The sequence below is a fragment of the Micromonospora sp. CNZ280 genome (assembly GCF_011759515.1).
Genome location: NZ_JAAOYP010000001.1, coordinates 2,211,062 through 2,236,498, shown reverse-complemented (window position 1 = coordinate 2,236,498; position 25,437 = coordinate 2,211,062). Strand labels below are relative to the sequence as shown.

At 73.2% G+C, this 25,437-nt stretch carries 29 protein-coding genes and 3 tRNA genes; 19 read left to right on the top strand and 13 right to left on the bottom strand.

Going from position 1 to position 25,437, the window contains the following annotated elements; genetic code table 11:
- Nucleotides 1–279 precede the first annotated feature (279 nt).
- Nucleotides 280–1,278: a LacI family DNA-binding transcriptional regulator gene (locus FHX32_RS10685; protein ID WP_167180634.1), complete on the bottom strand. Its 999-nt coding sequence runs from the start codon at nucleotides 1,276–1,278 to the stop codon at nucleotides 280–282.
- Nucleotides 1,279–1,379: 101 nt separating this feature from the next.
- Nucleotides 1,380–2,852, bottom strand: coding sequence for a dihydrolipoyl dehydrogenase family protein (locus tag FHX32_RS10680; RefSeq protein WP_167182539.1), 1,473 nt, complete (start codon nucleotides 2,850–2,852; stop codon nucleotides 1,380–1,382).
- Nucleotides 2,853–3,087: 235 nt separating this feature from the next.
- Here FHX32_RS10680 and FHX32_RS10675 point away from each other — a divergent pair, with 235 nt between their 5' ends.
- Nucleotides 3,088–4,155, top strand: coding sequence for a serine hydrolase domain-containing protein (locus tag FHX32_RS10675; protein WP_167180632.1), 1,068 nt, complete (start codon nucleotides 3,088–3,090; stop codon nucleotides 4,153–4,155).
- Nucleotides 4,156–4,173: 18 nt separating this feature from the next.
- On the opposite strand, the gene FHX32_RS10670 is transcribed toward FHX32_RS10675, so the two are convergent.
- Nucleotides 4,174–5,127 (bottom strand): phytoene/squalene synthase family protein, encoded by a 954-nt coding sequence (locus tag FHX32_RS10670; RefSeq protein ID WP_167180630.1) that lies wholly within the window; start codon nucleotides 5,125–5,127, stop codon nucleotides 4,174–4,176.
- A 66-nt stretch (nucleotides 5,128–5,193) separates the two neighbouring features.
- Here FHX32_RS10670 and FHX32_RS10665 point away from each other — a divergent pair, with 66 nt between their 5' ends.
- The 9 genes from FHX32_RS10665 to FHX32_RS10625 all read left to right on the top strand — a co-directional run bounded on the left by FHX32_RS10665 (nucleotide 5,194) and on the right by FHX32_RS10625 (nucleotide 11,548).
- Nucleotides 5,194–6,348, top strand: a complete 1,155-nt coding sequence (locus FHX32_RS10665; protein WP_167180628.1) for a polyprenyl synthetase family protein — start codon at nucleotides 5,194–5,196, stop codon at nucleotides 6,346–6,348.
- A 28-nt stretch (nucleotides 6,349–6,376) separates the two neighbouring features.
- Entirely contained in the window at nucleotides 6,377–7,858 is a 1,482-nt protein-coding gene (gene crtI / locus FHX32_RS10660) for a phytoene desaturase family protein (RefSeq protein ID WP_167180626.1), read from the top strand.
- Nucleotides 7,859–7,890: 32 nt separating this feature from the next.
- Nucleotides 7,891–8,514, top strand: a complete 624-nt coding sequence (gene idi, locus FHX32_RS10655) for an isopentenyl-diphosphate Delta-isomerase (protein WP_167180624.1) — start codon at nucleotides 7,891–7,893, stop codon at nucleotides 8,512–8,514.
- Nucleotides 8,504–9,445 (top strand): MerR family transcriptional regulator, encoded by a 942-nt coding sequence (locus tag FHX32_RS10650; protein WP_167180622.1) that lies wholly within the window; start codon nucleotides 8,504–8,506, stop codon nucleotides 9,443–9,445. Before idi ends, FHX32_RS10650 begins: the two co-directional genes overlap by 11 nt.
- Nucleotides 9,446–9,521: 76 nt before the next feature.
- Nucleotides 9,522–10,310 carry a polysaccharide deacetylase family protein gene (locus FHX32_RS10645; RefSeq protein ID WP_167180620.1) on the top strand — a complete coding sequence of 263 codons (789 nt, stop codon included), beginning with the start codon at nucleotides 9,522–9,524 and terminating at the stop codon, nucleotides 10,308–10,310.
- A 153-nt stretch (nucleotides 10,311–10,463) separates the two neighbouring features.
- Nucleotides 10,464–10,536, top strand: a tRNA-Glu gene (locus FHX32_RS10640).
- Nucleotides 10,537–10,566: 30 nt separating this feature from the next.
- Nucleotides 10,567–10,643: transfer RNA gene (locus FHX32_RS10635), tRNA-Asp, on the top strand.
- 100 nt (nucleotides 10,644–10,743) lie between these two features.
- Nucleotides 10,744–10,817, top strand: a tRNA-Phe gene (locus FHX32_RS10630).
- 305 nt (nucleotides 10,818–11,122) lie between these two features.
- Nucleotides 11,123–11,548, top strand: coding sequence for a group II intron maturase-specific domain-containing protein (locus FHX32_RS10625; protein WP_208418040.1), 426 nt, complete (start codon nucleotides 11,123–11,125; stop codon nucleotides 11,546–11,548).
- A gap of 383 nt (nucleotides 11,549–11,931) precedes the next feature.
- Here the strand turns inward: FHX32_RS10625 and FHX32_RS10620 are convergent, their stop codons facing one another.
- Nucleotides 11,932–12,498, bottom strand: a complete 567-nt coding sequence (locus FHX32_RS10620) for a hypothetical protein (RefSeq protein ID WP_167180618.1) — start codon at nucleotides 12,496–12,498, stop codon at nucleotides 11,932–11,934.
- Between the two features lie 255 nt (nucleotides 12,499–12,753).
- On the opposite strand from FHX32_RS10620, the gene FHX32_RS10615 reads away from it, so the two are divergent.
- From FHX32_RS10615 to FHX32_RS10605, 3 genes are all read left to right on the top strand, one after another.
- The gene (locus FHX32_RS10615; protein ID WP_486480993.1) at nucleotides 12,754–13,050 is read left to right on the top strand and encodes a hypothetical protein; all 297 of its coding nucleotides are present in this window, start codon (nucleotides 12,754–12,756) and stop codon (nucleotides 13,048–13,050) included.
- Between the two features lie 290 nt (nucleotides 13,051–13,340).
- Nucleotides 13,341–13,520: a hypothetical protein gene (locus tag FHX32_RS10610; RefSeq protein ID WP_167180617.1), complete on the top strand. Its 180-nt coding sequence runs from the start codon at nucleotides 13,341–13,343 to the stop codon at nucleotides 13,518–13,520.
- Between the two features lie 81 nt (nucleotides 13,521–13,601).
- Entirely contained in the window at nucleotides 13,602–14,114 is a 513-nt protein-coding gene (locus tag FHX32_RS10605; RefSeq protein ID WP_208418039.1) for a hypothetical protein, read from the top strand.
- Here FHX32_RS10605 and FHX32_RS10600 read toward each other — a convergent pair.
- On the bottom strand, nucleotides 14,096–15,082 hold the full coding sequence (locus FHX32_RS10600) for an HTH domain-containing protein (protein ID WP_208418038.1): 987 nt from the start codon (nucleotides 15,080–15,082) through the stop codon (nucleotides 14,096–14,098). The two genes, FHX32_RS10605 and FHX32_RS10600, sit on opposite strands and share 19 nt — an antisense overlap.
- Nucleotides 15,083–15,200: 118 nt before the next feature.
- On the opposite strand from FHX32_RS10600, the gene FHX32_RS10595 reads away from it, so the two are divergent.
- Together FHX32_RS10595 and FHX32_RS10590 are read left to right on the top strand one after the other, a co-directional pair.
- Nucleotides 15,201–15,596: a RidA family protein gene (locus tag FHX32_RS10595; RefSeq protein ID WP_167180615.1), complete on the top strand. Its 396-nt coding sequence runs from the start codon at nucleotides 15,201–15,203 to the stop codon at nucleotides 15,594–15,596.
- A 76-nt stretch (nucleotides 15,597–15,672) separates the two neighbouring features.
- Nucleotides 15,673–16,146, top strand: a complete 474-nt coding sequence (locus tag FHX32_RS10590) for a DUF488 domain-containing protein (RefSeq protein ID WP_208418037.1) — start codon at nucleotides 15,673–15,675, stop codon at nucleotides 16,144–16,146.
- A 76-nt stretch (nucleotides 16,147–16,222) separates the two neighbouring features.
- On the opposite strand, the gene FHX32_RS34460 is transcribed toward FHX32_RS10590, so the two are convergent.
- On the bottom strand, nucleotides 16,223–17,173 hold the full coding sequence (locus tag FHX32_RS34460) for a hypothetical protein (RefSeq protein ID WP_208418036.1): 951 nt from the start codon (nucleotides 17,171–17,173) through the stop codon (nucleotides 16,223–16,225).
- Nucleotides 17,174–17,334: 161 nt separating this feature from the next.
- On the opposite strand from FHX32_RS34460, the gene FHX32_RS10580 reads away from it, so the two are divergent.
- Nucleotides 17,335–17,856, top strand: coding sequence for an SRPBCC family protein (locus tag FHX32_RS10580; RefSeq protein WP_167180611.1), 522 nt, complete (start codon nucleotides 17,335–17,337; stop codon nucleotides 17,854–17,856).
- 7 nt (nucleotides 17,857–17,863) lie between these two features.
- On the opposite strand, the gene FHX32_RS10575 is transcribed toward FHX32_RS10580, so the two are convergent.
- Nucleotides 17,864–18,568, bottom strand: a complete 705-nt coding sequence (locus FHX32_RS10575; RefSeq protein ID WP_167180610.1) for a DUF2786 domain-containing protein — start codon at nucleotides 18,566–18,568, stop codon at nucleotides 17,864–17,866.
- Nucleotides 18,569–18,696: 128 nt separating this feature from the next.
- A complete protein-coding gene (locus tag FHX32_RS10570; protein WP_167180608.1) occupies nucleotides 18,697–19,086 on the bottom strand; it encodes a hypothetical protein in 390 nt (129 codons plus the stop codon).
- A 161-nt stretch (nucleotides 19,087–19,247) separates the two neighbouring features.
- Here FHX32_RS10570 and FHX32_RS10565 point away from each other — a divergent pair, with 161 nt between their 5' ends.
- The gene (locus tag FHX32_RS10565; protein WP_167180606.1) at nucleotides 19,248–20,585 is read left to right on the top strand and encodes an ABC transporter substrate-binding protein; all 1,338 of its coding nucleotides are present in this window, start codon (nucleotides 19,248–19,250) and stop codon (nucleotides 20,583–20,585) included.
- 61 nt (nucleotides 20,586–20,646) lie between these two features.
- Here the strand turns inward: FHX32_RS10565 and FHX32_RS10560 are convergent, their stop codons facing one another.
- Entirely contained in the window at nucleotides 20,647–21,390 is a 744-nt protein-coding gene (locus FHX32_RS10560) for an enoyl-CoA hydratase/isomerase family protein (protein ID WP_167180605.1), read from the bottom strand.
- Nucleotides 21,391–21,439: 49 nt separating this feature from the next.
- A complete protein-coding gene (locus tag FHX32_RS10555) occupies nucleotides 21,440–22,297 on the bottom strand; it encodes a 3-hydroxyacyl-CoA dehydrogenase family protein (protein WP_167180604.1) in 858 nt (285 codons plus the stop codon).
- A 165-nt stretch (nucleotides 22,298–22,462) separates the two neighbouring features.
- Between FHX32_RS10555 and FHX32_RS10550 the strand changes: the two genes are divergently transcribed.
- A complete protein-coding gene (locus FHX32_RS10550; RefSeq protein ID WP_167180603.1) occupies nucleotides 22,463–22,759 on the top strand; it encodes a hypothetical protein in 297 nt (98 codons plus the stop codon).
- Nucleotides 22,760–22,803: 44 nt separating this feature from the next.
- Here FHX32_RS10550 and FHX32_RS10545 read toward each other — a convergent pair whose 3' ends face one another.
- On the bottom strand, nucleotides 22,804–23,583 hold the full coding sequence (locus FHX32_RS10545) for a class I SAM-dependent methyltransferase (protein ID WP_167180602.1): 780 nt from the start codon (nucleotides 23,581–23,583) through the stop codon (nucleotides 22,804–22,806).
- Between the two features lie 53 nt (nucleotides 23,584–23,636).
- On the opposite strand from FHX32_RS10545, the gene FHX32_RS10540 reads away from it, so the two are divergent.
- Entirely contained in the window at nucleotides 23,637–24,017 is a 381-nt protein-coding gene (locus FHX32_RS10540; protein ID WP_167180601.1) for a PPOX class F420-dependent oxidoreductase, read from the top strand.
- Nucleotides 24,018–24,097: 80 nt separating this feature from the next.
- On the opposite strand, the gene FHX32_RS10535 is transcribed toward FHX32_RS10540, so the two are convergent.
- Both FHX32_RS10535 and FHX32_RS10530 read right to left on the bottom strand, forming a co-directional pair.
- The gene (locus FHX32_RS10535; RefSeq protein WP_007073996.1) at nucleotides 24,098–24,307 is read right to left on the bottom strand and encodes a BldC family transcriptional regulator; all 210 of its coding nucleotides are present in this window, start codon (nucleotides 24,305–24,307) and stop codon (nucleotides 24,098–24,100) included.
- Between the two features lie 251 nt (nucleotides 24,308–24,558).
- The gene (locus FHX32_RS10530; RefSeq protein WP_167180600.1) at nucleotides 24,559–25,398 is read right to left on the bottom strand and encodes a DUF8083 family protein; all 840 of its coding nucleotides are present in this window, start codon (nucleotides 25,396–25,398) and stop codon (nucleotides 24,559–24,561) included.
- Between the last annotated feature and the right edge of the window lie 39 nt (nucleotides 25,399–25,437).

Below are 25,437 nucleotides of genomic sequence, written 5' to 3'. Positions count from 1 at the left end.
GTGTGAGTGGAGTCACTGTAACGAGACGAACTGATGTCGGCAAGGTTTCGACATAGCTATGAAAGGACACGACATGACGACGAGAGATCCCGGCAATACCTCCGGCGACACCCGGAATACCACACTTCATCTCCCTTTTGCCCACGGCGACGGGGCCCTGAGCCGGGGCGCCGGGCAGGGCCGGTCCGATCACCGGCCAGGACGAAAACGGCCGCCGACCGCGGGCAGCGGTCGACGGCCGGAGCGGTCGCGGGTCAGCGGGCGGGAGGCAGGCCCGGGTCAGCGGCCGGGGGCGGGCGCGGTGGAGCCCCGTACCACCAGTTCGGGCTCGAACAGCAGCTCGTCGTGCAGCACGCCGACCCCCTCGATCTGGGTGACCAGCAGGTCCACCGCGGCCTGCCCCATCGTCTCGATCGGCTGCCGGACGGTGGTCAGCGGCGGGTCGGTGCAGGTCATGAACGCGGAGTCGTCGAAGCCCACCACCGACACGTCGGCCGGCACCGACCGACCGAGCCGCCGGGCGGCCCGGATGGCGCCCAGCGCCAGCACGTCGCTGGCGCAGATGATGCCGGTCACGCCCCGCTCGACCAGTTTGGTCGCGGCGACCCGCGCCCCCTCCATGGAGAAGCTGGAGCGCTCGACGAACCCGTCGTCGGTCCAGCCGGCGGCCTGGATCATCGCGGTCAACTTCCGCCGGGACGGCACGTGCCCCTCCGGACCGAGCACCATCCCGATCCGCTCGTGCCCGAGCGAGCGCAGGTGCCCGTACGCCTGCTCCACCGCCACCGCGTCGTCGGTGGAGACCCGGGGGAAGCCCAACTCGTCCACCCCCGCGTTGACCAGCACCACCGGCAGCCCCCGGTCGGTCAGCCGGCGGTAGTGGTCGTGCCGGGCGTCGGCGAGCGCGTACGAGCCACCGGCGAAGATCACCCCGGAGACCTGGTGGTCGAGGAGCATCTCCACGTAGTCCATCTCGGAGACGCCGCCGATGGTGCGGGCGCAGAGCGCCGGGGTGAACCCCCGCTGGGCGAGGGACCCGGTGACCACCTCGGCGAGCGCCGGGAAGATCGGGTTCTGCAACTCGGGCAGGACCAGCCCGACCAACCGGGCGCGCTCACCGCGCAGCTTGGTCGGCCGCTCGTAGCCGAGCACGTCCAGCGCGGTCAGCACCGCCGTCCGGGTCGCCTCGGAGACCCCGTCCCGGCCGTTGAGCACCCGGCTGACGGTGGCCTCGCTGACGCCGGCCTTCTTGGCAACTTCGGTCAACCGCTTCGTCACGGCCGCAATCGTACGTCATTGGAATGAAAGAAATGAACAGCCGACTGCCGAGCGGGTGCCGCCTCATGCCGGGTGCTGCCGCCACGCCGTCAGCCGGCTGGTCAGGACAGGTCGCGCAGCGCGTCCTCGATCGCCCGGTGGAAGGTCGGGTACGCGTAGATCATGTGCCGGAGCAGGCTGAGCGGCACCGCCGCGTGCACCGCGACCACCAGCCCGGAGAGCACCTCGCCGCCGGCCGGCCCGGCCGAGGTGGCCCCGATCAGCACCCCCTGGTCGGCGTCGGCGACCAGCTTGATGAAGCCCTCGTCGCCGACCCGGTGGATCCAGCCCCGGGTCGAGCTGCCCAGCTTGGTGAAGCCGACCTGCACGTTGATCCCGCGGGCCCGGGCCTGCTGTTCGGTCAGCCCGACCGCGCCCACCTCCGGGTCGGTGAAGGTGACCCGGGGCAGCGCCCGGTAGTCGGCGCGCGGCACGGTGCCGGCCGAGCCGCTCGAACCGCTGGCAGCGAGGCTGCCGGCCGCGCCCATGGCGCCCCCCACCACGCTGGCGGTGCCGCTCGGATCCGCCCCGGCCCGCGCGTGCCGGGCGCGGTCCAGGACGTCGGCGATCACGATCGCCGCCTGGTACATCGCGATGTGGGTGAAGGCGCCCTCCCCGGTCACGTCACCGACCGCCCAGAGGTCGTCGGCGACCCGCATCCGGTCGTCGACCGGCAGGTAGCGCTGGCCGGCGTCCACCCCGACGGAGTCCAGCCCCAGCTCCTCCAGATGCGCCCGGCGGCCGGTCACCACCAGCAGCCGCTCGGCGGTGAACTCGGCGCCGTCGGCGGCGGACACGGTGAACCGCTGCCCGTCGTGGCCGACCCGCTCCGCCCGCACCCCGGTGTGGATCTCCACCCCGTCGGCGCGCAGCGCCCCGGCGACCACCTCGGACGCCTCCGGCTCCTCGACCGCGAGCACCCGGTCCAGCGCCTCCACCACGGTGACCCGGACCCCGAACCGGGCGAAGACCTGCGACAGTTCCAGCCCGATCGCGCCGCCGCCCAGCACCAGCAGGGACTCCGGCAGCTCCGCGACCTCGACCGCCTGGTGGTTGGTCCAGTACGGGGTGTCGGCCAGCCCGGCGATCGGCGGCACCGTCGGCCGGGTGCCGGTGCCCAGCACGACGCCGTACCGGGCCTGGAACACCTGGTCGCCCACCTGGACCCGGCCGGGCCCGGTCAGTCGCCCGCTGCCTCGGACGAACCGGCCGCCCCGCCCGATGAAACGGTCCACCGCGACCCGGTCGTCCCAGTGGTCGGTGGCCTCCTCGCGGATCCGCCGGGCCACCGGCCCCCAGTCCGGCCGCACCTCGGCGGTGCCGGCGAGACCGTCGACCCGGCGCGCCTCGGCGAGCGCGTTCGCCGCCCTGATCATCATCTTGCTCGGGACGCACCCCCAGTACGGGCACTCCCCGCCGACCAGGTCCCGCTCGATGCCGACGACGCTCAGCCCGGCCTCGGCGAGCCGCCCGGCCACCTCCTCGCCCCCGACGCCAAGCCCGACCACGACCACGTCCACCTGCTCCGGCTCCACCACCCGGACAGCATCCCCCAGCGAGCGCCGACAGGCCAGCCAGCCACGGGTAGAGGTGGCGCCCCGGGGCGCTCGCCGCCGCGGGGGGACGTGCCGGGCCGAGCAGCGAAAGTCGCGCCGGGCCGTGGAGCGGGGTCGCGGGCCGTGGAGCGGGGTCGCGGGCAGTGGAGCGAGGGCCGCGCCGGGCCGTGGAATGGCGGCGCGGATGACGCCCCGGATCGCCTACCGTGGCCGGATGCCCGAGACCCGCTTCGCCGCCGTCCACGACTGCTTCCGCGACCTGCTCGCCAGCGGCCGGGAAGCCGGGGCCGGCCTGGCCATCTGGTACGACGGCGCGCCGGTGGTGGACATCGTCGGCGGCGAACGGTCACCGGGCCGGCCGTGGCAGGCCGACACGCTGGTCAACGTCTACTCGGTCGGCAAGCCGGTGGCCGCGCTCTGCCTGCTGCTGCTGGTGGACCGGGGCCGGATCGGGCTGGACGACCCGGTCGCCGCGCACTGGCCCGGTTTTCGCACCCCGGCCACCGTCCGGCAGGTGCTCGACCACACCGCCGGGCTGCCGGTCTTCCCGGTGCCCCGGCCGGCCGAGGCGATCGCCGACTGGGACCTGCTCGCCGAGGATCTGGCCGCCGCCGAGCCGGAGTGGGAGCCGGGCAGTGTCGCGGGCGAGCACGCCTGGACGTACGGGCACCTGGTGGGCGAACTGGTCCGGCGGGTGGACGGCCGGTCGGTGGGACGGTTCCTCGCCGAGGAGATCGCCGGCCCGTGGCGGCTGGACCTGGGCTTCGGGCTGGACGCGGCGGACCAGCGCCGCTGCGCCGACCTGTCGTACGGCGACCCGGATTGGCCGGACCGGGTGGCCGGTGCGCCGGGTTCGCTGCGGGCGCGCGCCCTGGACAACCCGCCCGGCGGCCGGAACCTGTCGGTGGTGAACAGCCCGCTCTGGCGCGGCGCCGAGGTGCCCGCCGTCAACCTGCACTCGACCGCGGGGGCTCTCGCCCGCCTGTACGCGGGCCTGCTCGCCGGCGGCACGCTCGACGGCGTACGGCTGTTCAGCCCGGACCTGGTGGCCGAGGCGACCCGGGTCCAGTACGACGGCCCGGATCTGCTGCTCGACCGGCGGACCCGGTGGACGTTGGGCATGCAGTGGGAGGAGGACGGCAGCTGGGGCATGGGCGGGATCGGCGGTAGCTGTGCCTGGGCCGACCCGGTCCGCGGCTACACCTTCGGCTACGCGACCGCCCGGCTCGCCGACTTCGATCGGGTGGAGGCCCTGGTCGACGCGCTGCACAGCTGCCTCTGAGCCGCCGCCCGCCGGCGATCACGCTATCCGGGCGGCGACACCACTCTCCACCGCCAGGCAGGGCATCGGCGGCCCGGGGACGGTGACCACCGGCGTGCCGGTCGGGGTGAGCAGGGCCTGCGCCGCCACGGCCAGCCGGCGCCGCTGGCCGACCACGGCCCGGCGGGTGAAGACGTCGTAGTCCTGCGCGGCCACCTCGTCGAGGATTCCGCCGTAGAGCGCGTACGCGGTCCGCAGGCAGGCCTGCGAGGTGGGTGCGAGCAGGGTGATCCCGGGCGCCGCCGCGGCGTAGTGCGCCTGGGCCCGGGCCACCTCGTACGCGATCAGTTCCCGGATGGCCCCGGTGGCTCGCCGCCGCGCACGGGCCTCGACCAGGTCCTGCCGGGTGACACCGAACCGGGCCAGGTCCTCCTCCGGCAGGTACGTCCGCCCGCGGTCCAGATCCTCGGCCACGTCCCGGATGAAGTTGGTGAGCTGGAAGGCGAAGCCGAGCTGCCGGGCCGGTTCCCGGGCCGCGGCCGGGTCGCTGCTGCCCAGGATCGGCAGCATCATCGTGCCGATGACCGCCGCCGAGCCCTCCATGTAGTCGAGCAGCTGGTCGTAGGTCCGGTACGAGTCGACGGTCAGGTCCATCGCCATGCTCTTGAGGAACGCGGCGAAGTCGTCGCGGTCCAGGTCGAAGACGGCGATGGTGTGCAGCACGGCGGGCAGCAGCGGGTCGTCGATCGGCTGGCCGTGCAGGCCGGCCATGAAGCGGCCGCCCCAGTCGTCGAGCCGGACGGCGCGCTCGGCCGGGGGAAGGTAGTCGGTGCGGTCGACGATCTCGTCCGCGTACCGGGTGAAGCCGTAGAGGGCGTGAACGTGCCGCCGTTTCCACCCGGGCAGCAGCCGGGTGGCGAGATAGTAGGTGCGACCGTGGCGTCGGTGCAGCTCACGGCAGCGGTCGTAGGCAGCGGTGAGATCAGTGTCCACCGGCCCTCCCTCACAGATCGACGCACCAATCGACGCAACTCACAACCCTAGGGTACGCTCAGCCGCATGGCCAACGAGGCATCAGCGGGTAATACGCTTCGCGACGCGCCGACAAACCCGTCCGGCCGGGACGATCCGGTCCGCGCGGTGCTGGCCGCGTACACCCGGGAGTTGGTCACGGCGGTGGACGACACCCTCGCCGCCTTCCTGGCCGCCGAGGTCGACGCGCTGACCGAGATCGACCCGGCGATGGGCGGGTTCGCCGCGACCGCGCGGGACCACGTGCTCGCCGGCGGCAAGCGGGTCCGCCCGACGTTCGCCTACTGGGGCTGGCGCGGGGCGGTGGGCGCCACCGAGCCGCTGCCGCCGGTGCTGCCGGCGCTCGCCGCCCTGGAGCTGCTGCACACCTTCGCGCTCGTGCACGACGACGTGATGGACGCCTCGACCACCCGGCGCGGCCGGCCGACCGCACACGTGGCGCTGGCCGCCCAGCACGTCGCCGCCGGCCGTCGGGGCGACCCGCGCCGGTTCGGCGAGGCGGTCGCGGTGCTGGTCGGCGATCTCTGCATGGTCTGGGCCGACCAGCTGCTCGCCCGCGCGGCCGTACCACCGGCCCGGCTGCTGGACGTCCGCCGCTGCTACGACCAGATGCGGGTGGAGACCGTGGCCGGGCAGTACCTCGACGTGCTCGGCGAGAGCGACGCGGCCCGCTGGTCGGTCGACCGGGCGCTGCGGGTCGCCCGCTACAAGACCGCCAGCTACACGGTGCAGCGGCCGCTGCTCTTCGGCGCCCACCTGGCCGGCGCCGGAGCCGACGAGGCGCTGGTCGCCGCCTACACCCGCTACGGCCGGAAGGTCGGCGAGGCGTTCCAGCTCCGCGACGATCTGCTCGGCGTCTACGGCGATCCGGCCACCACCGGCAAGCCGGCCGGCGACGACCTGCGGACCGGCAAGCCCACCGTGCTGCTCATGCTGGCCCGGCAGCTCGCCACGCCGACCCAGCGCCGGGCGCTGGACCGGGCCGGCGCGGGCGGCGGCGACCGGGAGATCGCCGGGCTGGCCGAGCTGGTCGCCGACACCGGGGCCGTCGACCGGGTCGAGCGGATGATCACCGACCGGGTGGCGGAGGCGCTCGCCGCGCTCGACGACGCGTCGATCGACGAGACCGCGCGCATCGCGCTCACCGGTCTCGCCGGCACCGCCACCGACCGGCGGGCCTGATGGGCAACTTCGTGAAGGAGGTGATCGCGTGCGGACCGTGAGCGGACCCACCGACCGGGTGGTGGTGGTCGGTGCCGGCCTCGGCGGGCTGGCCTGCGCACTGCACCTGGCCGGCACCGGCCGGCAGGTGACCGTGCTGGAACGCGAGCCGGTGCCGGGCGGGCGGGCCGGGCGGCTCGGCGTCGACGGCTACGAGTTCGACACCGGCCCGACCGTGCTCACCATGCCCGACCTGATCGCCGAGGCGCTCGGCGCGGTCGGCGAGGAGCTGGCCGACTGGCTCGACCTCACCCCGCTCGACCCGGCCTACCGGGCGTACTACCCGGACGGCTCGACGCTCGACGTCATCACCGACACCACCCGGATGGCGGCCGAGATCGCCCGGGTCTGCGGGCCCCGGGAGGCCGACGGCTACCTGCGCTTCGTCGACTACGCCCGGCGGCTGTGGCAGCTCGAGCGGGCCGACTTCATCGAGCGCAACCTGGACGCACCGACCGACCTGCTCACCGGCAACCTGCTGAAGCTACTCGCGGGCGGCGCGTTCCGCCGGCTCCAGACCAAGATCGACCAGTTCTTCCAGGACCCGCGCACCCGGCGGATCTTCTCCTTCCAGGCGATGTACGCCGGGCTCGCCCCGCACGACGCGCTGGCCATCTACGCGGTCATCGCGTACCTCGACTCGGTGGCCGGGGTCTACTTCCCGCGCGGCGGCATCCACGCGGTCTCCCGGGCGATGGCCGGTGCGGCCGAGAAGCACGGCGTGCAGATCCGCTACGGCACCACGGTCAGCCGGGTGGAGACCGCGGGCGGGCGGGCGACCGGGGTGCTGACCGCCGACGGCGAGCGGATCCCGGCGGACGTGGTGGTGCTCAACCCCGACCTGCCGGTGGCCTACCGCGACCTGCTGCCGCCGGCCCGGCAGCGGCGGCTGCGCTACTCGCCGTCCTGCGTGGTGCTGCACGTCGGCTCGACCCAGGGCTACTCGAAGATCGCCCACCACAACATCCACTTCGGGCGCGCCTGGCGGGGCACCTTCGACGAGGTCATCCGGCGCGGCAAGCTGATGACCGACCCGTCGCTGCTGGTCACCAACCCGAGCCGGACCGATCCGTCGGTGGCGCCGGCCGGGCGGCACACCTACTACGTGCTCGCCCCGGTGCCCAACCTCGACCGGGCGCCGTTCGAGTGGCGGGGCGACCTCGACCGCCGCTACGCCGACCAGCTCGTCGGCACGCTGGAGGAGCGCGGCTACGTCGGCTTCGGGGCGGGCGTCGAGGTGCTCCGGACGATCACCCCGGCCGACTGGGCCGAGCAGGGCATGGCGGCCGGCACGCCGTTCGCCGCCGCGCACAGCCTGTTCCAGACCGGCCCGTTCCGCCCGGTCAACCTGCACCGCACGCTGCCGAACGTGGTCTTCGTGGGCTCCGGCACCCAGCCCGGCGTCGGCGTGCCGATGGTGCTGATCTCCGGCAAGCTCGCCGCCGGCCGGATCACCGGCGGTGGCCGGTGAGCCGTCCCCTCGGATCGGAAGGGCAGGAAGCGGTGACCTCCCGGGAAAGCCACCTGGTCGAACTGGTCGACGACGCCGGTCGGGCGGTCGGCGAGACCACCGTGTCGGCCGCGCACCAGCCGCCGGGCCAGCTGCACCGCGCCTTCTCGGTGGTGCTGGTCGACCCGGACGGCCGGGTGCTGCTGCAACGGCGGGCCGCGGCCAAGACGCGGTTCCCGCTGCGCTGGGCCAACTCCTGCTGCGGCCACCCCACGCCCGGCCAGTCGCCGGTCGACGCCGCGAACCGCCGGCTCCGCGAGGAGCTGGGCGCCGGCCCGGTCGAACTCACCGAGCTGGGGGTGTACGTCTACTACGCCGAGGATCCGGTCACCGGGCGGGTCGAGTTCGAGTACGACCACGTCCTGCGCGGCGACTTCCGGCCGGACAGCCCGCTGCGTCCGCACCCCGACGAGGTGGCCGAGCTGCGCTGGGTCGACCCGGCCGAGCTGGCGGCCGACCTCGACACCGACCCCCGGGCGTACGCGCCCTGGCTCGGCGGGGTGGTGAACCGCCTGCTGAACCCGGACGGCCGACCGGCCGACCCGGCCGTGATCCCGTCCGGACTGCCGGCCGGGTTGCCGGCCGACGACGCGCCGGAGCGGCCGGGTGGCCGATGAGGCACTGAGCGCGGGGGCGGTCGCCCGGCGGCTCGGGGTCGCGGTGACCACGCTGCGCACCTGGCACCAGCGCTACGGGCTGGGGCCGAGCGAGCACGTCCCGGGGCACCACCGGCGCTACACGCCGGCCGACCTCGCCCGGCTGGAGGTGATGCGCCGGCTCACCGCCGAGGGGGTGGCCCCGGCCGAGGCGGCCCGCTGGGCCCGCCAGGGCCCGGACCTGGTTCCCCCCGGCGCCGGCGGGCGGGCACGTACCGCGGTCGGCCGCGACGGCGGACCGACCATCCCGGTGGGCCGGGCCGGGCCGGCGGCCCGGGGCCTGGCCCGGGCCGCGATGCGGCTTGACTCCGTGGTGATCAGCGAGACGATCGCCCGCGCGATCGCGACCGACGGGGTGGTCGCCACCTGGGACCGGTTGCTGCGGCCGGTACTGGTCGGCATCGGCGAGCGGCACGACGCCACCGGCGGCCTGGTCGAGGTGGAGCACCTGATGTCCCGGTGCGTCTCCGAGGCCCTCGCCGCGGCCGCCCGGGCCGCGGCACCGGCCGGGCCGCCGCGCATCCTGCTCGCCTGCGCCGACGAGGAGCAGCACAGCCTGCCGCTGGAGGCGTTGGCCGCCGCGCTCGCCGAGGTCGGAGCCGGCTACCGGATGCTGGGCGCCCGGGTGCCGGTGCCGGCCCTGCTGGAGGCGGTCAACCGGACCGGGCCGGCCGCCGTGGTGGTCTGGTCGCACATCCGGACCACGGCCGATCCGGACCAGCTCGCCGCCCTGCTGGCGGCGCACCGCCGGCCGCTGCTGGTGCTGGCGGCGGGGCCGGGCTGGCGGGCCGACACGCTGCCCACGGGGGTGGTGCGGCCGGTCGATCTCTCCGAGGCGTTGTCGCTGGCAGTGGCGGTGCGGGACGCGCTGGACCGGCCGGCGGCGAGCTGACCGGACTCCCGGGTCACGGCGGGCGTCCACTACCGTCGTGGGGTCCGCGAACCCCGACCCCCTCCGGGAGCGAACGATGCGTCACCGCGCCCTGCTGGCGTACGCCCTGGTCCTGGTGATCGTCCTCGCCGGCGAGAGCAGCACCGCGAAGGTACGGCCGTCGCCCCCACCGACCGTCGCCGGTACGGCCACCCCCACGCCCGACGCCACCCCGACGCCCCGCCCGACCCGGAGCACGCCGTCCCGTCCCCGGCTGCGGCCGCTGCCGAAGACCCTGCCGGCCGGGTTGCAGCGGGGCACCGGGGTCCGCCAGGTGGCGCTCACCTTCGACGACGGGCCCGACCCGGTCTGGACGCCGAAGGTCCTCGACCGGCTCCGGGCGGCCCGGGTCACCGCCACCTTCTGCGTGGTGGGGCGGAACGTCCGCCGGCACCCCCAGCTGATCGAGCGGATCGTCCGGGAGGGCCACCAGCTCTGCAACCACAGCTGGAACCACGACCTGGACCTCGGCCGGCGGCCGGTGGCGGAGATCCGGGCCGACCTGGTCCGGACGAACAAGGCCATCCAGGCGGCCGCTCCCGGGGCGCGGGTGCCGTTCTACCGGCAGCCCGGCGGGCGGTGGACGGCCGAGGTGGTGGCCACCGCCAAGCAGCTCGGCATGAAGTCCCTGCACTGGACCGTGGACCCGCAGGACTGGGGGAAGCCGCCGGCGGCCACGATCGCCAAGCGGGTGCACATCGCCGCCCGGCCCGGCGCGGTCGTGCTGCTGCACGACGGGGGCGGCGACCGGCGCGCGACCCTGGCCGCCTGCCCCGCCCTGATCGGCGACCTGAAGCGCCGCTACGGCGTCACCAAGCTTCACTGAGCCCGGTTGACCTGCGGTTTCGTGGGTCGTTGTGGCTACCGCCATACCGGTTTGGTCGACCGGCCGGGCATCACGTATGCTTTCCAAGCCTCCGGCGGGGCCGGATGGGAGCAAGTCCGCTTGAAGTTGCGAGTGTGCAATGATGGCGGGGCCGCCCTCATCGTCTAGCGGCCCAGGACGCCGCCCTTTCAAGGCGGTAGCACGGGTTCGAATCCCGTTGGGGGCACGACCGGCGCAAGCCGGAGCAACAAAGCTAGGTCCTGTGGAGCAGTCGGAGTGCTCGCCGCCCTGTCAAGGCGGAGGTCGCGGGTTCAAGTCCCGTCAGGACCGCCAGCGCTGACGCCGCGCCCAACCCGCGCGGCGTTCTGCGTATCGGAGCGTGCGACCCTCGCGGCGGAATCCCCGCCCTGCGGGTAGCATGAGCCGGGAGCACGGCCAGGTAGCTCAGTTGGTACGAGCGTCCGACTGAAAATCGGAAGGTCGGCGGTTCGACCCCGCCCCTGGCCACATAGCCTTTCGCCGGGCTACGGCGGTCCCCACCAGCGGAAACGCCGGTGGGGATCGTTCTGTATGGGCCCCTGCCGCCGTGATCGTCGCTGGCCGTGGTCGGCCGCCCTTGTCCCCTGATCGCCGCCGGCTATCGCACGAGCGAAGCGTCGCCGGCACGGCCAGCCGAACTGGCGGCTCGTCCGCTACGCAGACGACTTCGTCATCCTCGTGCACGGCGAACGGCGTGACGCCGAACAGCTACGCGACGAGGTGGCCGTGGTCCTCGCCGGGATGGGCCTGCGCCTGTCTGCGCCGAAGACCATGTGGTCCACATCGACGAGGGCTTCGACTTCCTCGGGTTCCGCATCCAGCGGCACCGGAAACGAGGCACGGGTCGGCGCTGCGTATACACGTATCCGTCCAAGAAAGCGGTCACCGCGATCAAGGACAAGGTCCGCACGCTCACCCACAGCTCAGCACAAGCCGACCTGACCGCCCTGCTGGAACGCGTCAACGGCGTCCTACGAGGGTGGAGCAACTACTTCAAGCACGGCGTATCGAAACGGACCTTTAGCTACCTCGGCGCCTTCACCTGGCGCCGGACAGCTACCTGGATCCGCAAACGACACAAGGGCCTGACGTGGAAGCAACTCCGACGGCGCTTCATGGCCGGCGGATGGACGATCGACAGCTCACCCTGTTCAACCCGGCCTCGGTCACCGTATCCCGGTACCGACGCCGCAGCGTGATCCCCAACCCCTGGACACCCCCACGCGTCGCCTGACCCAGCCGACGTGAGTCCGTGGAGAGCCGGATGCAGTGAGAGCTGCACGTCCGGTTCGGGAGGGCGGGCCGAAGAAACGGACCGGACGAAAGCCCGGCACCGCGCTTCGGCCCGACCCCACGGGGGACGGCTGACCCGGCGTGACGTGTGGCTCGCCCGCGAGGTCCGCCGGCACGTCGTTGCCAGGGCAGGAGACTCCAAGACAGGCAAGGTGCTCCGCTGGCATGTCGACACCGAGGACGAAGCCCGGCAGATGGTGAAGCGCCTCATGCACGCCGACGCCGGCCAGTGGCGCGAGCAGGCGGCCAACCTCGGCCCTCAGGGTGAGGCTGACTCCCGCAGGGGTGGCTAAGCAGAGGGCCTGCTGCGGGAGTCAGCGACGATCAGTGCGGCTCCGGCGAGCACGATTGCGCACAGTCCGGCCCACATGCCCCAGCCGACATCGGCAGTAAGACCGGAGGCATGGTAGGACCGGAGGTTATCGCGCTCCATGAAACCCGCGGCGATCTCTGCGGCCATGTCCCTACGCGGCTCGGCGAACCAGGAAGAAGCAGCAGGCTCAACCCTCGACCGGCTCACCGAACCCGCTGCGGGCCAGGCTTCGACGTCACGCCACTGCTGGACAACCAGCAACACCGACAATGCCACCGCCGCCAACGTGGCGACATGCGCCAGCAACGGCACGCGACCTCGGACATGACGCCAGATCATCGCAACCACGACCGCGCCCAGGGTGAGCAGCACCGCTGCGCTCCACCGTGACGACATGCCCCAGGCGGAGCCGAAGGACGTCTCGTAGGTGGTCTGATCTGCGGTCCCGCGCCGAACCTGCACGACCCACCAGGGCAGGAAGCTGCTGGCCAGTACCAGCAGCCCGGCACCTGGCACGAGTCGACGTCGCCACTCCAAGGTCATGGCCGATCACCCTAGTCGTCAGTGGCACAGCTCGACGCGAACGTGCACCCCGCACCAGGGCGGCAAGTCCACCGACCACACTCGCCACCCGCCGGAGTCCTTCCGCACCTCCCACCGCCACGGGTGCGGCGTTCGTCCGGCTGCACTTGGAGCAGTACGCGGGCGCGGATCGGCTGTTCGTGAGCCGGGATGGAACGCCGCTGCGCGGCAACACCCTGTATCAGGCGTTCGTCCGGGCGCGGAAGAAGGTCGGTCTTGTACGATCTGACCTTCCACGACCTGCGGCACACCGGCCAGACCCTCGCCGCGCAGACCGGCGCAACCCTGGCGGACCTGATGAAGCGCCTCGGGCACTCGTCCGTGCGGCAGCTCGTCGGTACCTGCACGCCGTCGACGGGCGTGACCGTGAGATCGCCAAGGCCCTGTCGGAACTCGCCGCGCATGGTGATGTCGCACGGCTGCCCCGGCACATCACGATGCGGAGCTAATCGCATGACGGATCGCACGGCCTCCTCTGACGGCTTCCTGACCAGCGGAAATGTGGGTGCCTGAAGATCGGAAGGTCGGCGGTTCGACCCGCCCCTGGCCACATAGCCTTTCGCCGGGCTACAGCGATCCGGACCAGCGGAAACGGGCCGGTGGGATCTTGCTGAAGGCGCCCTCGCCGCATTGATCGCCGTTGCCCGTGGTTGACCGCTCTTGGCCGGTGATCACCGCCACAAGTTGCACGTTCGCTGCATGACGGACGGATTCAATCTCTGGCGAAAGGGGGCCATCCTGAGGCTGTGACTCACCCCGCGCCCGCACGTCCCTCCCAGTCATCCTTCGGCCGTGACGTCCTTGTGAACGTCGTCGCGAACCTCGTGGCCGCCGGGATCATCTACCTCTTGGCTGCCGCCGCTGGCTACATCCAGGAAAAACCCGTCGTAACCGGTTTCGTCCTGGCGTTCCTGGTGGCGGTGGTGCCGCCGGCCGCTGTTCAAGCACTGACAACGCGGCTGACTGCCCGACGAACCGAGTAGACGAGTAGAGCAGCAGTGCGCCCCCGCCGTTCCTGCTGCCGTCCCGTCCGCACCGACGGCAGGGAACTCCATGATCGCTATGTGGACAGGGCTGCGCAGGCGTTCGCCGGGGGAGGCAAGCGGACCAAGGCAATCCGTGACAGCGCGTGGGCGGCACAGCGCGCGTATCAAGAGACACGCGATGCAGGGCAGGCTGCTGCGATCGAGGCTGCCTGCGCGGCCGTTGCCGCGGCCGGTGCTGCGTTCCTGCATCCCCTGGCGAAAGCGACTCAGGTTCTGCACATCCTCGGACCGGCGGCCCACGCAGCGCGAGCCTTCGAGCTCGATGCTGGTGACAACCGTGACGTCGGCAACCACTACATCCAGAAGGCAAGAGACCTGGCGGGCGTCGTCGTGATGAACGTCCTGACGCGTTACCCTGAGCCCCGAGTGGTCTCGGCCGTCCGGGAGAGCTGTTACGGGGACTGGATGCGTCTTTGCGGCAGTCAGCGACCGACCTTTGACCATCGTCGCACCGCCTCGTCAAGCAACAACGGCTGCCAGGTCGTGGAGCGGGTCAGCGCCGCCGTGACAACTCAGGACGGCGCTCCGTAGCGGGTGGCGATCGCGGCTGCGCGGTTGCGCAGAGAGGTGCGCAACCACTGCGGGGCCAGGGCTTCCGCGTGGGTGGCGAGTTGCCACAGCGCCCACTCGGCGTGCCTCGAGTCCTGGAAGGTCACCTCCAGCCGCAGCCAGCCGTCCGCGTCGGTCTCTTCGGCGAGGACGGCCAGCGCGGTGCCCACCAGGCCCTCCCGCCGCGCCGGGTTCACCCGTACCAGCACGGTGACCTGGTCGCCGCCGGTCCGGAACCGCGTGCTGCGCTCCTGCCAGGCCCGGTCCAGATCCACCCGCTCTGGTCGCTGTGCGGGCTCGGCGAGTTCCTCGGCGGCCAGGATCCGGGACAGCCGGTAGGTGCGGTCCTCGCCAGACCTCGTGGCCAGCAGATAGCCCTGGTCCCGTACCGTGACCAGGCCGATCGGGTCCACCGTGCGCCACTGCGGGGTCCGGCCCACGGCCGCATAGCGGATGCGCAGCTTGTGCCCGGCGAACACCGCGCGCCGGACCTCGGCCACGATTGCGTCGGGCACCTCCTCGGCGGCCTGCCGGCGCGCGAGAAGGTCGGTCTCCGGGTCGATGAGCAATCGCTCGACCGCGCCGGCCGCGGTGTCCCGATAGCTGTCGGGCAACGCGTCAACCACCTTGAGCATCGCCGAAGCGAGCGCCGAGCCGAGGCCGAATGCCTGCGCGCCGCGCCGCGATCCGGCGACCAGCAGGGCGAGCGCTTCGTCGTGGTTCAGTCCGGTGAGTTCGGCCCGGAAACCGGGCAACATCGCGAACCCGCCGCGCCGGCCGCGTTCGGCGTAGACCGGGACGCCGGCCGCGGACAGCGCCTCGATGTCCCGCAGCACCGTGCGGGTGGACACCTCCAGCTCCCGGGCCAGCGTGGCCGCGGACAGCCGACCGCGCTGGCGCAGCAGCAGCACCAGCGAGACCAACCGGTCGGCCCGCACCCGGAAGATCATGCCAGAAATACACGACACAGGATGTCGTCATTCGTTGGCAGGCTCATCACACGGCGTCAGACGGCTACCGAGCCGGTGGACGTCCGTACTGTCGATGAAGCGAATGGAGTCATGTGCGATGCAGCGAACGGCGGTCAACCCGACGACGTGGTCGGTGGCGATGGGATTCAACCAGGGTGAGATCGTCTCCGGGCACACCCGGACCCTGTACTGCTCCGGGCAGACCGCGATGAACGACGAGGGCAAACCCGAGCATCCCGGTGACCTGGCGGCACAGCTGGCGCTGAGCCTCGACAACCTGGAGGCTGTGCTCGGCGAGGCCGGCATGTCCCTGGAGAACCTCGTCCGGCTCAACGTCTACACCACCGACGTCGATCTGCTCTTCCGGCACTACGGTGTGCTGGCGTCGCGGTTGGGCGCGGCCGGGGTGGCGCCGACCACCACGATGCTCGGGGTGACCCGGCTGGCGATCCCCGACCTGATGGTCGAGCTCGAGGGGACCGCCGTCGCGTGATCCGACCTCGCCGCCCCCGGCAGGGCTGCCGGGGGCGGCACGAGTAGCAGGCAGGCGGGTGATTCCGGTGCTCAGAATGGCGACGATCGGCATCTACGGCTTCGACGTCGAGTCCTTCCTGCGCCGACTGCGGCACGCGGACGTCCGCCTGCTGCTCGACGTACGCCAGCGCCGCGGCGTCCGCGGCCCCGAGTACGCCTGGGCGAACTCACTCCGCCTGCAGGCGGCCCTCGCCCAGGCCCGGATCGCCTACGCGCACCACCCCGAGCTCGCTCCGACCACGGAGCTACGCCAGCTCCAGTACGCCGAGGACGACCGCCACGGGACCGGCAAGCGCTCGCGCCGGGCGCTCGCCGTCGAGTACACCCGCCGCTACCGCACCGAGATCCTCGACCGCGTCGACCTCACGCCGATCGTGTCGGCCCTGCCGAACGGCGGGACCGCAGCGCTGCTCTGTGTCGAGCGCGACCCTGAGGCCTGCCACCGCTCGCTGATCGCCCAGCGGCTGGCCGAGCAGCACCGCGTCACGATCGAGCACCTGCACCCGTGACGGATGACGTCCTGCCCGGGCTGCGACCGTGCTGAGCGCCGGGTGATGGGCAGCCGGCGGGCCCACCACCGCTTGGTCAACGAGGCCGGTGCTGGCTCACCCCGCTCTGGATCGCCTCCCAGACGCTGCGCCCGGCCTGCCGGAGCGCCTCGCTGGCCTGCGCGGCCAGGTCCGCCGGGCTGGGAGCTGCCTCGCCGGCACCCGGCTGGCCCTGACCGGCGCCCTGCGCGCCCTGTTCCGGCCGACCTGGCCCGGCACCGCCCGGCTGGCGCCCACCGCCGCCACCTGGCTGCTGCCCTTGGCCGCCGCCCGGCCGGCCCTGCCCACCGCCCGGCCGCGCCTGCTCGGCCTGGCCACCCCCGGGCGCCGGGCCACCGCCACCCTGCTGCTGAGCACCGCCACCCTGCTGCTGGCCACCGCCACGCTGCTCCTGGCCGCCCTTGGCGGCCTGCTGGGCGACCGCTTCCGGCCCCTGGTACCTGGCGTGTGCGCTGATCGAGCCGAGCTGCCTGCCGAGCCGGTCCACCACCGTGTCGAGGTGTTCGGTGCTGCCGGTGACCTGCTGGGCGCTCCGGTGCACGTCGTCGACCACGCTGCCCACGTTTCCGGTCAGCGTCTCGAGGATCTGCGGGTTCCGCTCGATGGTGGTCAGCGCCCGGTCCAGGATCCGGCTCACCTCCGCCAGCCGTACCTTCAGCAGCGCCTCGGCGCGTACGTCGGTGATGTCCAGCTCGACGCCGTGCAGGTCGACCCGCACGCCGGCGTCCAGCTGCACCAGGTTCGCCAGCCGGGCCTTGAGGGAGAGGTCGGCGCGCAGCCCGTCCACCGCCAGCCGGATCGACTCCACCCGGAGGTTGGGCACGTCCAGCAGCACGTCCGGTTCGCCCTGCCGGCCCGGCCCGCGCGGCTCGTCGCCGTACTGCGCGTGCCGGCCGCGTTCGGCGGGCTGCTCGCCCTGCGGGCCCGGTGGCTGCCCGCCCGGCTGATCCTGCCGCTGGCCCTGCTGGCCCGACCCGGTTTCACTCATCTCCGCCGCTCCCCCGCTGACGACCACGGCCGGGAGAGCCCGGCCGTGGTCGGGCGCGCTTACCCGTTCGCCGGGCGGCCATCCCTGCCCCCTCCGGCTGTCCGGAACCGGGCACCGCTGCAAGCTGCACACCGGGGCATCAGCCGGTATGGTCCGGGCCTATGGGACAGGAGACGGCCGATCCGGCGAAGATCCGGCAGGATTCCGAACGGTTCTCGTTACGCAGCAGCCTCCTCGTCCCCGCTCCCACCGCGCAGGCGTTCGCGGTGTTCACCGGGGCGCTGACCGACTGGTGGGTGACCGAGTACACCTGGTCCGGGCCAACGCACCTGGCTGAGCTGGGGATCGAGCCGCGGGCCGGCGGCATGCTCTACGAGATCGGCCCGTACGGCTTCCGCAACGACTGGGGCCGGGTGCTGACCTGGGACCCGCCCCGGCGGCTGGTCTTCACCTGGCAGATCGGCGCCGACCGGGTGCCGGTGCCGGACCCGGCACGGGCCAGCGAGGTGGAGGTGCTCTTCCACCCGGAGGGGCCCGGGCAGACCCGGGTCGAGGTCGTGCACCGGCACTTCGACCGGCACGGCGACGCCGCCGAAGGCTACCGGCAGGCGCTCACCGCCGGCTGGCACGAGCTGCTCTCCCGCTACGCCGCCTCGGTCGGCCGGCACCCCGACATCAGCTGAGGGCGGCTCAGCGGCCCAGACCGGGTCGGCCGCCGGCGGCGGGGACCACCCGGCCACCCAGGTCGGCGCGGCGACCGGCGGCCGCGCCGGAGCCGAAACCGGAGCCGGCCAACCGGCGCGGCGGTGCGGTACGCAGCCGCGGGTAGACCTCGGCGAGTCGCCGCTGTACCCGGTCGGACCGGTCGGCGAGCACCAACGCGACCGAGCCGCCGCCCGCCTCGGTGGCCGCGCCCTCCTCGGCGGCGCGCAGCCGGCCGCCGACCACCCGCGCGAAGCCGGCCAGCCAGGAACGCCGGTACGCGGCCGGATGTTCGCCCGCCGGCACGACCGCAGCGGCCAGCCCGTGTGCCGCCTGCACCAGCAGCGAGGTGAAGAGCAGGTCCACCCGCTCCAGGTCACTGGCGAACCCGAACAGGTGCATGGCGAACCCGCTGCCCTGGCGGCGGCGTACGCAGCGGCAGCGCAGCGGCTCGGCGACCGCGGCGAGCAGGCCGGCCTTGTCCCGGGCGTACGGGGCGACCACCTCGACCACCCGGTCGCCGACCGGGTCGGTGGCCGGGTCACGGGCGGCGAGCAGCGCCCGGTCCACGCCGTAGCGGGCGATCAACTCGGTCGCCTTGGCGGTGAACGCGGCCGCCTCGGCCGGCGTGCAGGCCGAGTCCTCGGCCTGCGCCAGCAGCTTGCGCACCTTGCTCAGCATGGCCTGGGACATGCCCACAGACCTATCACGGCGGACCGACCCACCGATCGCCGCGCCACGGCGCTCGCGCCCCACCGCGGCCACCGCGCAGCGAGGCTCAGCCAACCGCCGCGGGCGGGCTCGACCGCGCGGGAGTGGGCTCAGCCGGCTCGGTGGCGCAGCGTGGCGACCGTCGAGCCGGCGAGGGTGAGCAGGCAGTCCGAGAGCAGACCGTCGGCGGCGGCCGCGCCGAACAGGGCCTCGCCGGTGTCCACGTCGGCGTTGGCGTACGCGCTGACGAAGCGGGCCACCCAGCGGGTGTCGTAGCCGGCCTGGTCGATGCCGGGGAAGTCCAGCGCGCAGCCCCCCTGCGGCACGTCGTCACCCACCATCGCGGCGGCCAGACACCACGCCACTCCGTACGCGCCGGCCAGGCCGGACCGGTCGACCACCGCGTCGAACGTGCCCACCACCGCGTCGCCGTCGCCGGCCAGCGCGGAGTGGAGCACGGCGGCCGCGTCGTCGCGGATCTGCTGTGGTGAGTTCGTCACGCACCGCACAGTAGAGGGACGGGTCAAGCCGCCACCTCCGGCCCCTCGTCACTCTGCGTAGGCAACGCGGTCTACCTGCGGATTGACGGGGCTCCACGGTCCCACGCTGCGGGCCGGCACGCTAATGTGCGCAACGGACCTTCGCCGGAGGAAGGACGACCATGCTCATGTCACGCGCCTCGCGGGCAGCCACCCTGGCCGCCTGCGCGACGTTCCTGCTCGCTACCAGCGCATGCGGGACCGACCAGCCCGAGGAGGCGACCACCCACCAGGTGCGCCTCTACGGGACCGACGGCAACATGCTCAACTCGTACCCCGCCGAGTTGAAGGAGCGGGCCAATCTGGTCGACGGTATGAAGGGCACCACGCCGCTCACGCCGCTGCCGGAGGACTTCAAGAACCGGCTACGCACCGTGGACCCGAAGCTGGGCGACTTCCTCTACTCCGCCGAGGCGTACGACGCGGTCGTGATCAGCGCGCTGGCCGCTCAACTGGCCGGCACCACCGACCCGGCCGCCATCGCCAAGCAGATCGTCGGCGTCACCAACGGCGGGCAGCGCTGCGAGGACCCGGCGAGCTGCCTCGCGCTGGCCCGCGACGGGCAGGACATCGAGTACCGCAGCGTCTCGCTCACCCGGGCCGGGTTCACCGACGCCGGTGAGCCGGCCACCGCCAGCTACGCCACCCTGCACTTCGACGGGCAGCAGCTCAACGACGGCAAGACCGAGTTCGTCGGTGCCGGTGACGAGTCGGCGGCCAGCAGCAAGGCTCCGCCGAAGCCGAAGAAGCAGCGCGGCAAGGCCGAGGACGCCCCGCTGGTGCTCGGCGGCCTGCTGCCGAAGACCGGCGACCTGGCCCTGGCCAACCCGCCGATCGCGGCCGGCGCGGCGCTGGCCCTCAAGGAGATCAACGCCGCCGGCGGCGTGCTCGGCGAGCCGGTGACCTGGATCGACGGTGACGACGGCACCAACCCGGAGGTCGCCAAGGCCACCGTGGCCAGCCACGTCGAGGCGGGCGTGCACGTCATCATCGGCGCCGGCGGTTCGGGCATCTCCCGGGCCGTGCTCCCGGACGTGGTGAAGGCCGGCAAGGTGATGATCTCGCCGTCGAACACCGACGCCAGCCTGACCGAGGTGGACGACAACGGCCTCTACTTCCGTACCGCGCCGCCGGACAGCCTCCAGGGCCGCGCGCTCGCCGACGTGATACTGCGCGACGGTCCGCGCAAGATCGCACTGGTCGCTCGGAAGGACTCCTACGGCGAGGGCCTGCAGGGCAACGTCCGCGAGGAGTTGGAGCGGGCCGGCTTCGGCCCCGACCGGGTCAAGCTGCTCACCTACGACCCGCCGGAGGACGCCAAGGCCGCGCCGGTCGACTTCACCGCCGGGGCCAAGGAGATCAAGGACTTCGGCGCCGAGGCCGTGCTGATCATAGGGTTCGCCGAGTCGGCGCAGGTGATCCGCGCGCTGGCGGACGCCGGGGTGCAGATCCGGCACTGACCGCCGACAGACGCGGGACGGCCGCACCGGTTGACCGGTGCGGCCGTCCGTCGTTCCGGGGTCAGCGCGGGCGGCGCCGGTCGAGGAACTCGGTCATCCGCCGGTGCTTCTCCTCGTCCTCGAAGAGCACCGCCTGGCTGACCAGGTCGAGCTGGGGGTGAGCGGCGGCCGGCGCGTCGACGGCCAGTTTCGTCAGCCGCAGCGCCAGCGCGGAACCCTTGGCCATCTCGTCGATCAGTCCGTGCGCGATGGGCAGCAGCTCGGCGGGCTCGGCCACCACCCGGTTGACCAGCCCGATCCGCAAGGCCTCCGCGGCATCCACCCGGCGCCCGGTGAAGAGCAGTTCCTTGGCCCGAGCCTCGCCGACCAGCGCCGGCAGGCGGTGGGTCGCGCCGGCGCCGGCCAGGATGCCCAGCCGCACCTCGGGCTGGCCGAAGACCGCGCGCTCCGTGCAGACCCGCAGATCGCAGGCGTACGCCAGCTCGGCGCCGCCGCCCAGCGCCGGGCCGTCCACCGCCGCCACGGTCGGCATCGGCAGCGCCCGGATCCGGGCGAAGGCGGCGGAGTTGATCGCGGCGAGCGCCTCCAGCCGGCCGCGTTCGCGCAGCTGCCCGATGTCCGCCCCGCCGGCGAAGATGCCGTCCGTCCCGCCGGTGAGCAGCAACAGCCGGGGCCGCGCCTCCAGCTCGGCGCAGACCGCGTGCAGCTCGGCGATCAGGTCGGCGTCGATCGCGTTGCGCTTCTCCGGCCGGTCCAGCGTGACCACCAGCCGGTCCGGGTGCTCCTCGATCCGCAGCCCGCTCACCCGGCCCGCCTCCCGTTGACCGCGGGGCTCGCGGATCCACTCTTCGCGCTCACTGCTTCACCCCGTTCTCCCAGCGGTAGAAGCCCTGCCCGGACTTCTTGCCCAGCCGCCCGTCGGCGACCATCTCCACCAGCAGCGGCGGCGGCGCGAACCGGTCCCCGTACGCGGCCTGGAGGGTGCGCGCGATGTCCAGCCGCACGTCCAGTCCGACCAGGTCGGTGAGTTCCAGCGGACCGACCGGATGGCGGTAGCCGAGCACCATCGCCTTGTCGATGTCGGCCGGAGCGGCCACCCCGTCGGCCACCATCCGGATCGCCTCCAGGCCGAGGGTGACGCCGAGCCGGGAGGTGGCGAAGCCCGGCATGTCGCGTACCACGACGGGGTCCTTGCCCAGCCGCCCGGCGAGCGCGACGGCCGCGGCGGTGGTCTCGTCGGCGGTGGCCGGGCCGACCACGACCTCCAGCAGCGCCATCGCCCAGACCGGGTTGAAGAAGTGCAGCCCGAGGAAGCGTTCCGGCCGGGCCAGGCCGGTGGCCAGCTCGGCGATCGGGATGCTGGACGTGTTGCTGCCCAGCAGCGCCGGGCGCAGCGCCTCGGCGTCCCGCAGCACCGACCGCTTGAGGTCGAGCCGCTCCGGCACCGCCTCCACCACTACGTCCGGGCCCTCGGTCACCTCGGCCAGGGCACCGCGCAGCGTGACCCGCGCCCGGTCGTCCGCCGCCCGGTCGGCGGTCAGCTTGCCGCGCCGCACCGCCCGGTCCCACAGCTCGCCGAGCCGCGTCATGGCTGCCGCGCCCCGGTCGGGGTCGACCTCCACCAGCTCCACGGCGTGCCCGGCGCCCGCCGCCACGTACGCGATGCCGAGCCCCATCGTGCCGGCACCCACCACGACGAACCGATCGCCCATCACGCCTCCTCGCTGCGCCCGGCGGCGACGCGAGGGTCACCCGCGCCCGACGGTCCGCTCCACTCGCTCATGGTGCGACCCTATGAGCCCCGGGTACGCCGGCACGCGTGGGGGCGCGGCGGATCGGGTACAGACGGCGGTCAACCGAGGGAAGGACCAGTGGAGATGAGCCAGGCACCGGAGGGCGTCGCGGGCGCGGAGACCACCGAGACCGTGCAGACCCGCGGGGACGAGCGGGTGGAGCTGATGCGCGCCGACACCAACAACGACGGCCGGACCGACGTGTGGGTGGTGGACACCGACGGCGACGGCAGGGCCGACCTGTTCCAGTTCGACACGGACCACGACGGGAAGGTCGACGTCACCATGGTCGATCGCGACGAGGACGGCACCCCGGACGAGGTGATCGACGGCGACGGCGGGCTGCCGCCCGAGCAGCTGCCGCCGACCGTCCAGGTCTGACCGACCCGCACCGGGCTCCCGCCGCGCGGCGGGGCCCGTCCGCGTCAGTCGGCCAGCCGGAGCGTGGCCAGGTAGTACGGGGCGTCCCGGTCGTCCACGTCGGCCAGTCGCCAGGCAGTGCCCCGGACCAGCGTGCCCAGTTCGTCGGGCGAGCAGACCAGGTAGTCGAACCACGGGGTGCCCAGCTCGCGGTAGCGCAGCCGCAGCCGGAGCTGCCCGCCGAGCCGGCCCCGCCGGCGGTTGCCCTCGTGGTACCCGGTGTGCACCGGGTCGCGGGTGCCGTACGGGTCGGTGCCGTGCGCGATGACCTGCGCGCCCGGACGGGACAGCGCGGCGAGCGCGGCGAGGAACGCCGGGGCGCGCTCCCGCCCCTCGATCAGACCGAGATTGTTGCCCAGCAGCAAGAACGTGTCGTACCGCCGGCCGTCGGCGACGTGCTCGTCCACGGTGCCGTGCACCAGGTCGCGTACGCCCCGGCGCCGGCACACGTCCAGCGCACCGGCCGAGGTGTCCAACCCGGTCACCGGCACGCCCCGGTGCTGCAACTCGAGCGCGATCCGGCCGGCGCCGACGCCGACGTCCAGGGTGGCGCCCCGCACCCGGTCCACCGCGCGCCGGTCGTACGGCTGCCAGTCGGCGGGACCGTCCAGGTAGTGCGCGGCGGGGGCGCCGTTGACCAACCCGTCGTCCCGTTCGATGATCTCGATGACCGGCCGGGGCAGCCGCCCGCCGGCCAGTGGCCGCGGACCGACCCCGGTGGCCACCGCGTACGCGTCGCGCAGCAGTTCACCGAAGACGTCACCGATCCGTGGCTCACCCGTCACGGGCTTCACGCTATCCGGCCGGTCAGTCCACCGCGCGGTCGTATCCTGGCGGCGTGACCACCTTGGACCGCCTGGCGGCGGAGAAGTACCTGCTGCTCACGACCTTCCGCAAGGACGGCCGGGCGGTGGCGACCCCGGTCTGGGCGGTCCGCGACGGCGACGCGCTGGCGGTGTGGACGGCGGCGAACTCCGGCAAGGTGAAGCGGATCCGGCGCAGCGGCGAGGTGACCGTGGCCCCGTGCGACGTGCGCGGCCGGCCGCACGGCGAGGCGGTGCCGGGCCACGCCACCCTCTGCGACCCGGCCGGCACCCGCCGGATACGCGGCCTCATCAAGCAGAAGTACCGGCTGCTCGGCCGGCTCTCGTTGCTCGGCAGCCGGTTGCGCCGGGGCGAGGGCGGGACCGTCGGCGTCCGGGTCAACCTGGCCGGCTGAGCGGTTCCCCGGACGCGACGAGGGGGCGGTGGAATGGCTCCACCGCCCCCTCGGGCAGTTCGTCTGCTGGCTCCCGGCCGTCAGTCCCCCTGGCGCTGCTGGGGGATCTGCCCCTGCAGCAGGGCCCTGACCTCCGACTCGCGGTAACGGCGGTGGCCACCGAGGGTCCGGATGGCGCTGAGCTTGCCAGCCTTCGCCCACCGGGTCACCGTCTTCGGGTCGACACGGAACATCGACGCCACCTCGGCCGGCGTGAGTAGCGGCTCTGGTTCGTGCGTTCGCGATGCCATCGGTCACTCCTCCACATGTATAGACATCGGCCGGGGTCCCGCCGGCCGACGCGTCTCCCATGGTCCGGCTAGTCCCCGATGTCCGACATGGGCCGAACGGCCGAACGTCCCTAGACGGACGGATGAACCATGCCCGATTTATGCGACTTTTACACGGCAGAAAGTACCTTATTCGGACTCATGATCACGGTTCGTGATGCGCTAGCTACGAGTCTTGCTCACCTTGGGCGCGCTCCCTGACCCTTTGGTGATCAGTTGCACCTTTCCAGCAACTGCACCGCACGCCACCGGACCACCAGCTTGTCGTACGCCGCGGACGCCTCCTCGGCCTCGCCCCGGGACAACCCGGCCAGACCCGCCGCGACCAGTTCGGGCGAGTCGTCGGCGGCCAGCGTGTCGTCGGAGAGCAGCTCGACCAGGCCGCCGTAGTCCAGTTCGACCACCGAGCGCGGGTGGAACTCCTCCAGCCAGCGGGCGGCCTCCTCGACCGCCTCGGTGATCGGCGCCTCGCCGACCGACTTGCGTAGCACGGACAGCGCCCGGGACGACCGGCGCCGGGCGTTGGAGATCTCCGTCCGGTAGCGCAGCGCCCGCCGACCGGGCCGGGTGACCAGGTCCCGCTCGGCCGGCTCGAAGAGCACGAACCAGCGCAGCGGCACGCCCCAGGTGGCCACCCGCTCGTGCACCCGGGGCACGCCGTGCTCCAGCACCCGGGCGCCGCTGCGCCAGTCCTCCACCACCGCCTTGGCCTGGCCGGCGAGCACCGGCGGCACGAACGCGTCGGCGAGCACCGGGGGCACCCCGTCGCGGGCGCTCAGCGCCGCCTCGGCCACCCGGATGCGCAGGTTCCATGGGCAGACCAACAGCGTGTCGTCCGTCTCCAGGACGTACGCCTCGTCCGGTGGATCGGGCAGCCGGGTCCACCCGGCGCCGAGCGCCTCGATCACCGACGTCCGTTGCCGGCCCGGCCCCTCGACCGGGGCGACCGCCCGGCCCTGTTCGACGTAGCGCCGCCAGTACGACTGGCGGTCCCGGTCGAAGGCGGTCAGCGGCTCGTACACGCGCAGGTATGAAGCGAAGAGCGACGGCACGGCGCGATCCTCCCACGAATCGGGACCCGAGCGCCGTCG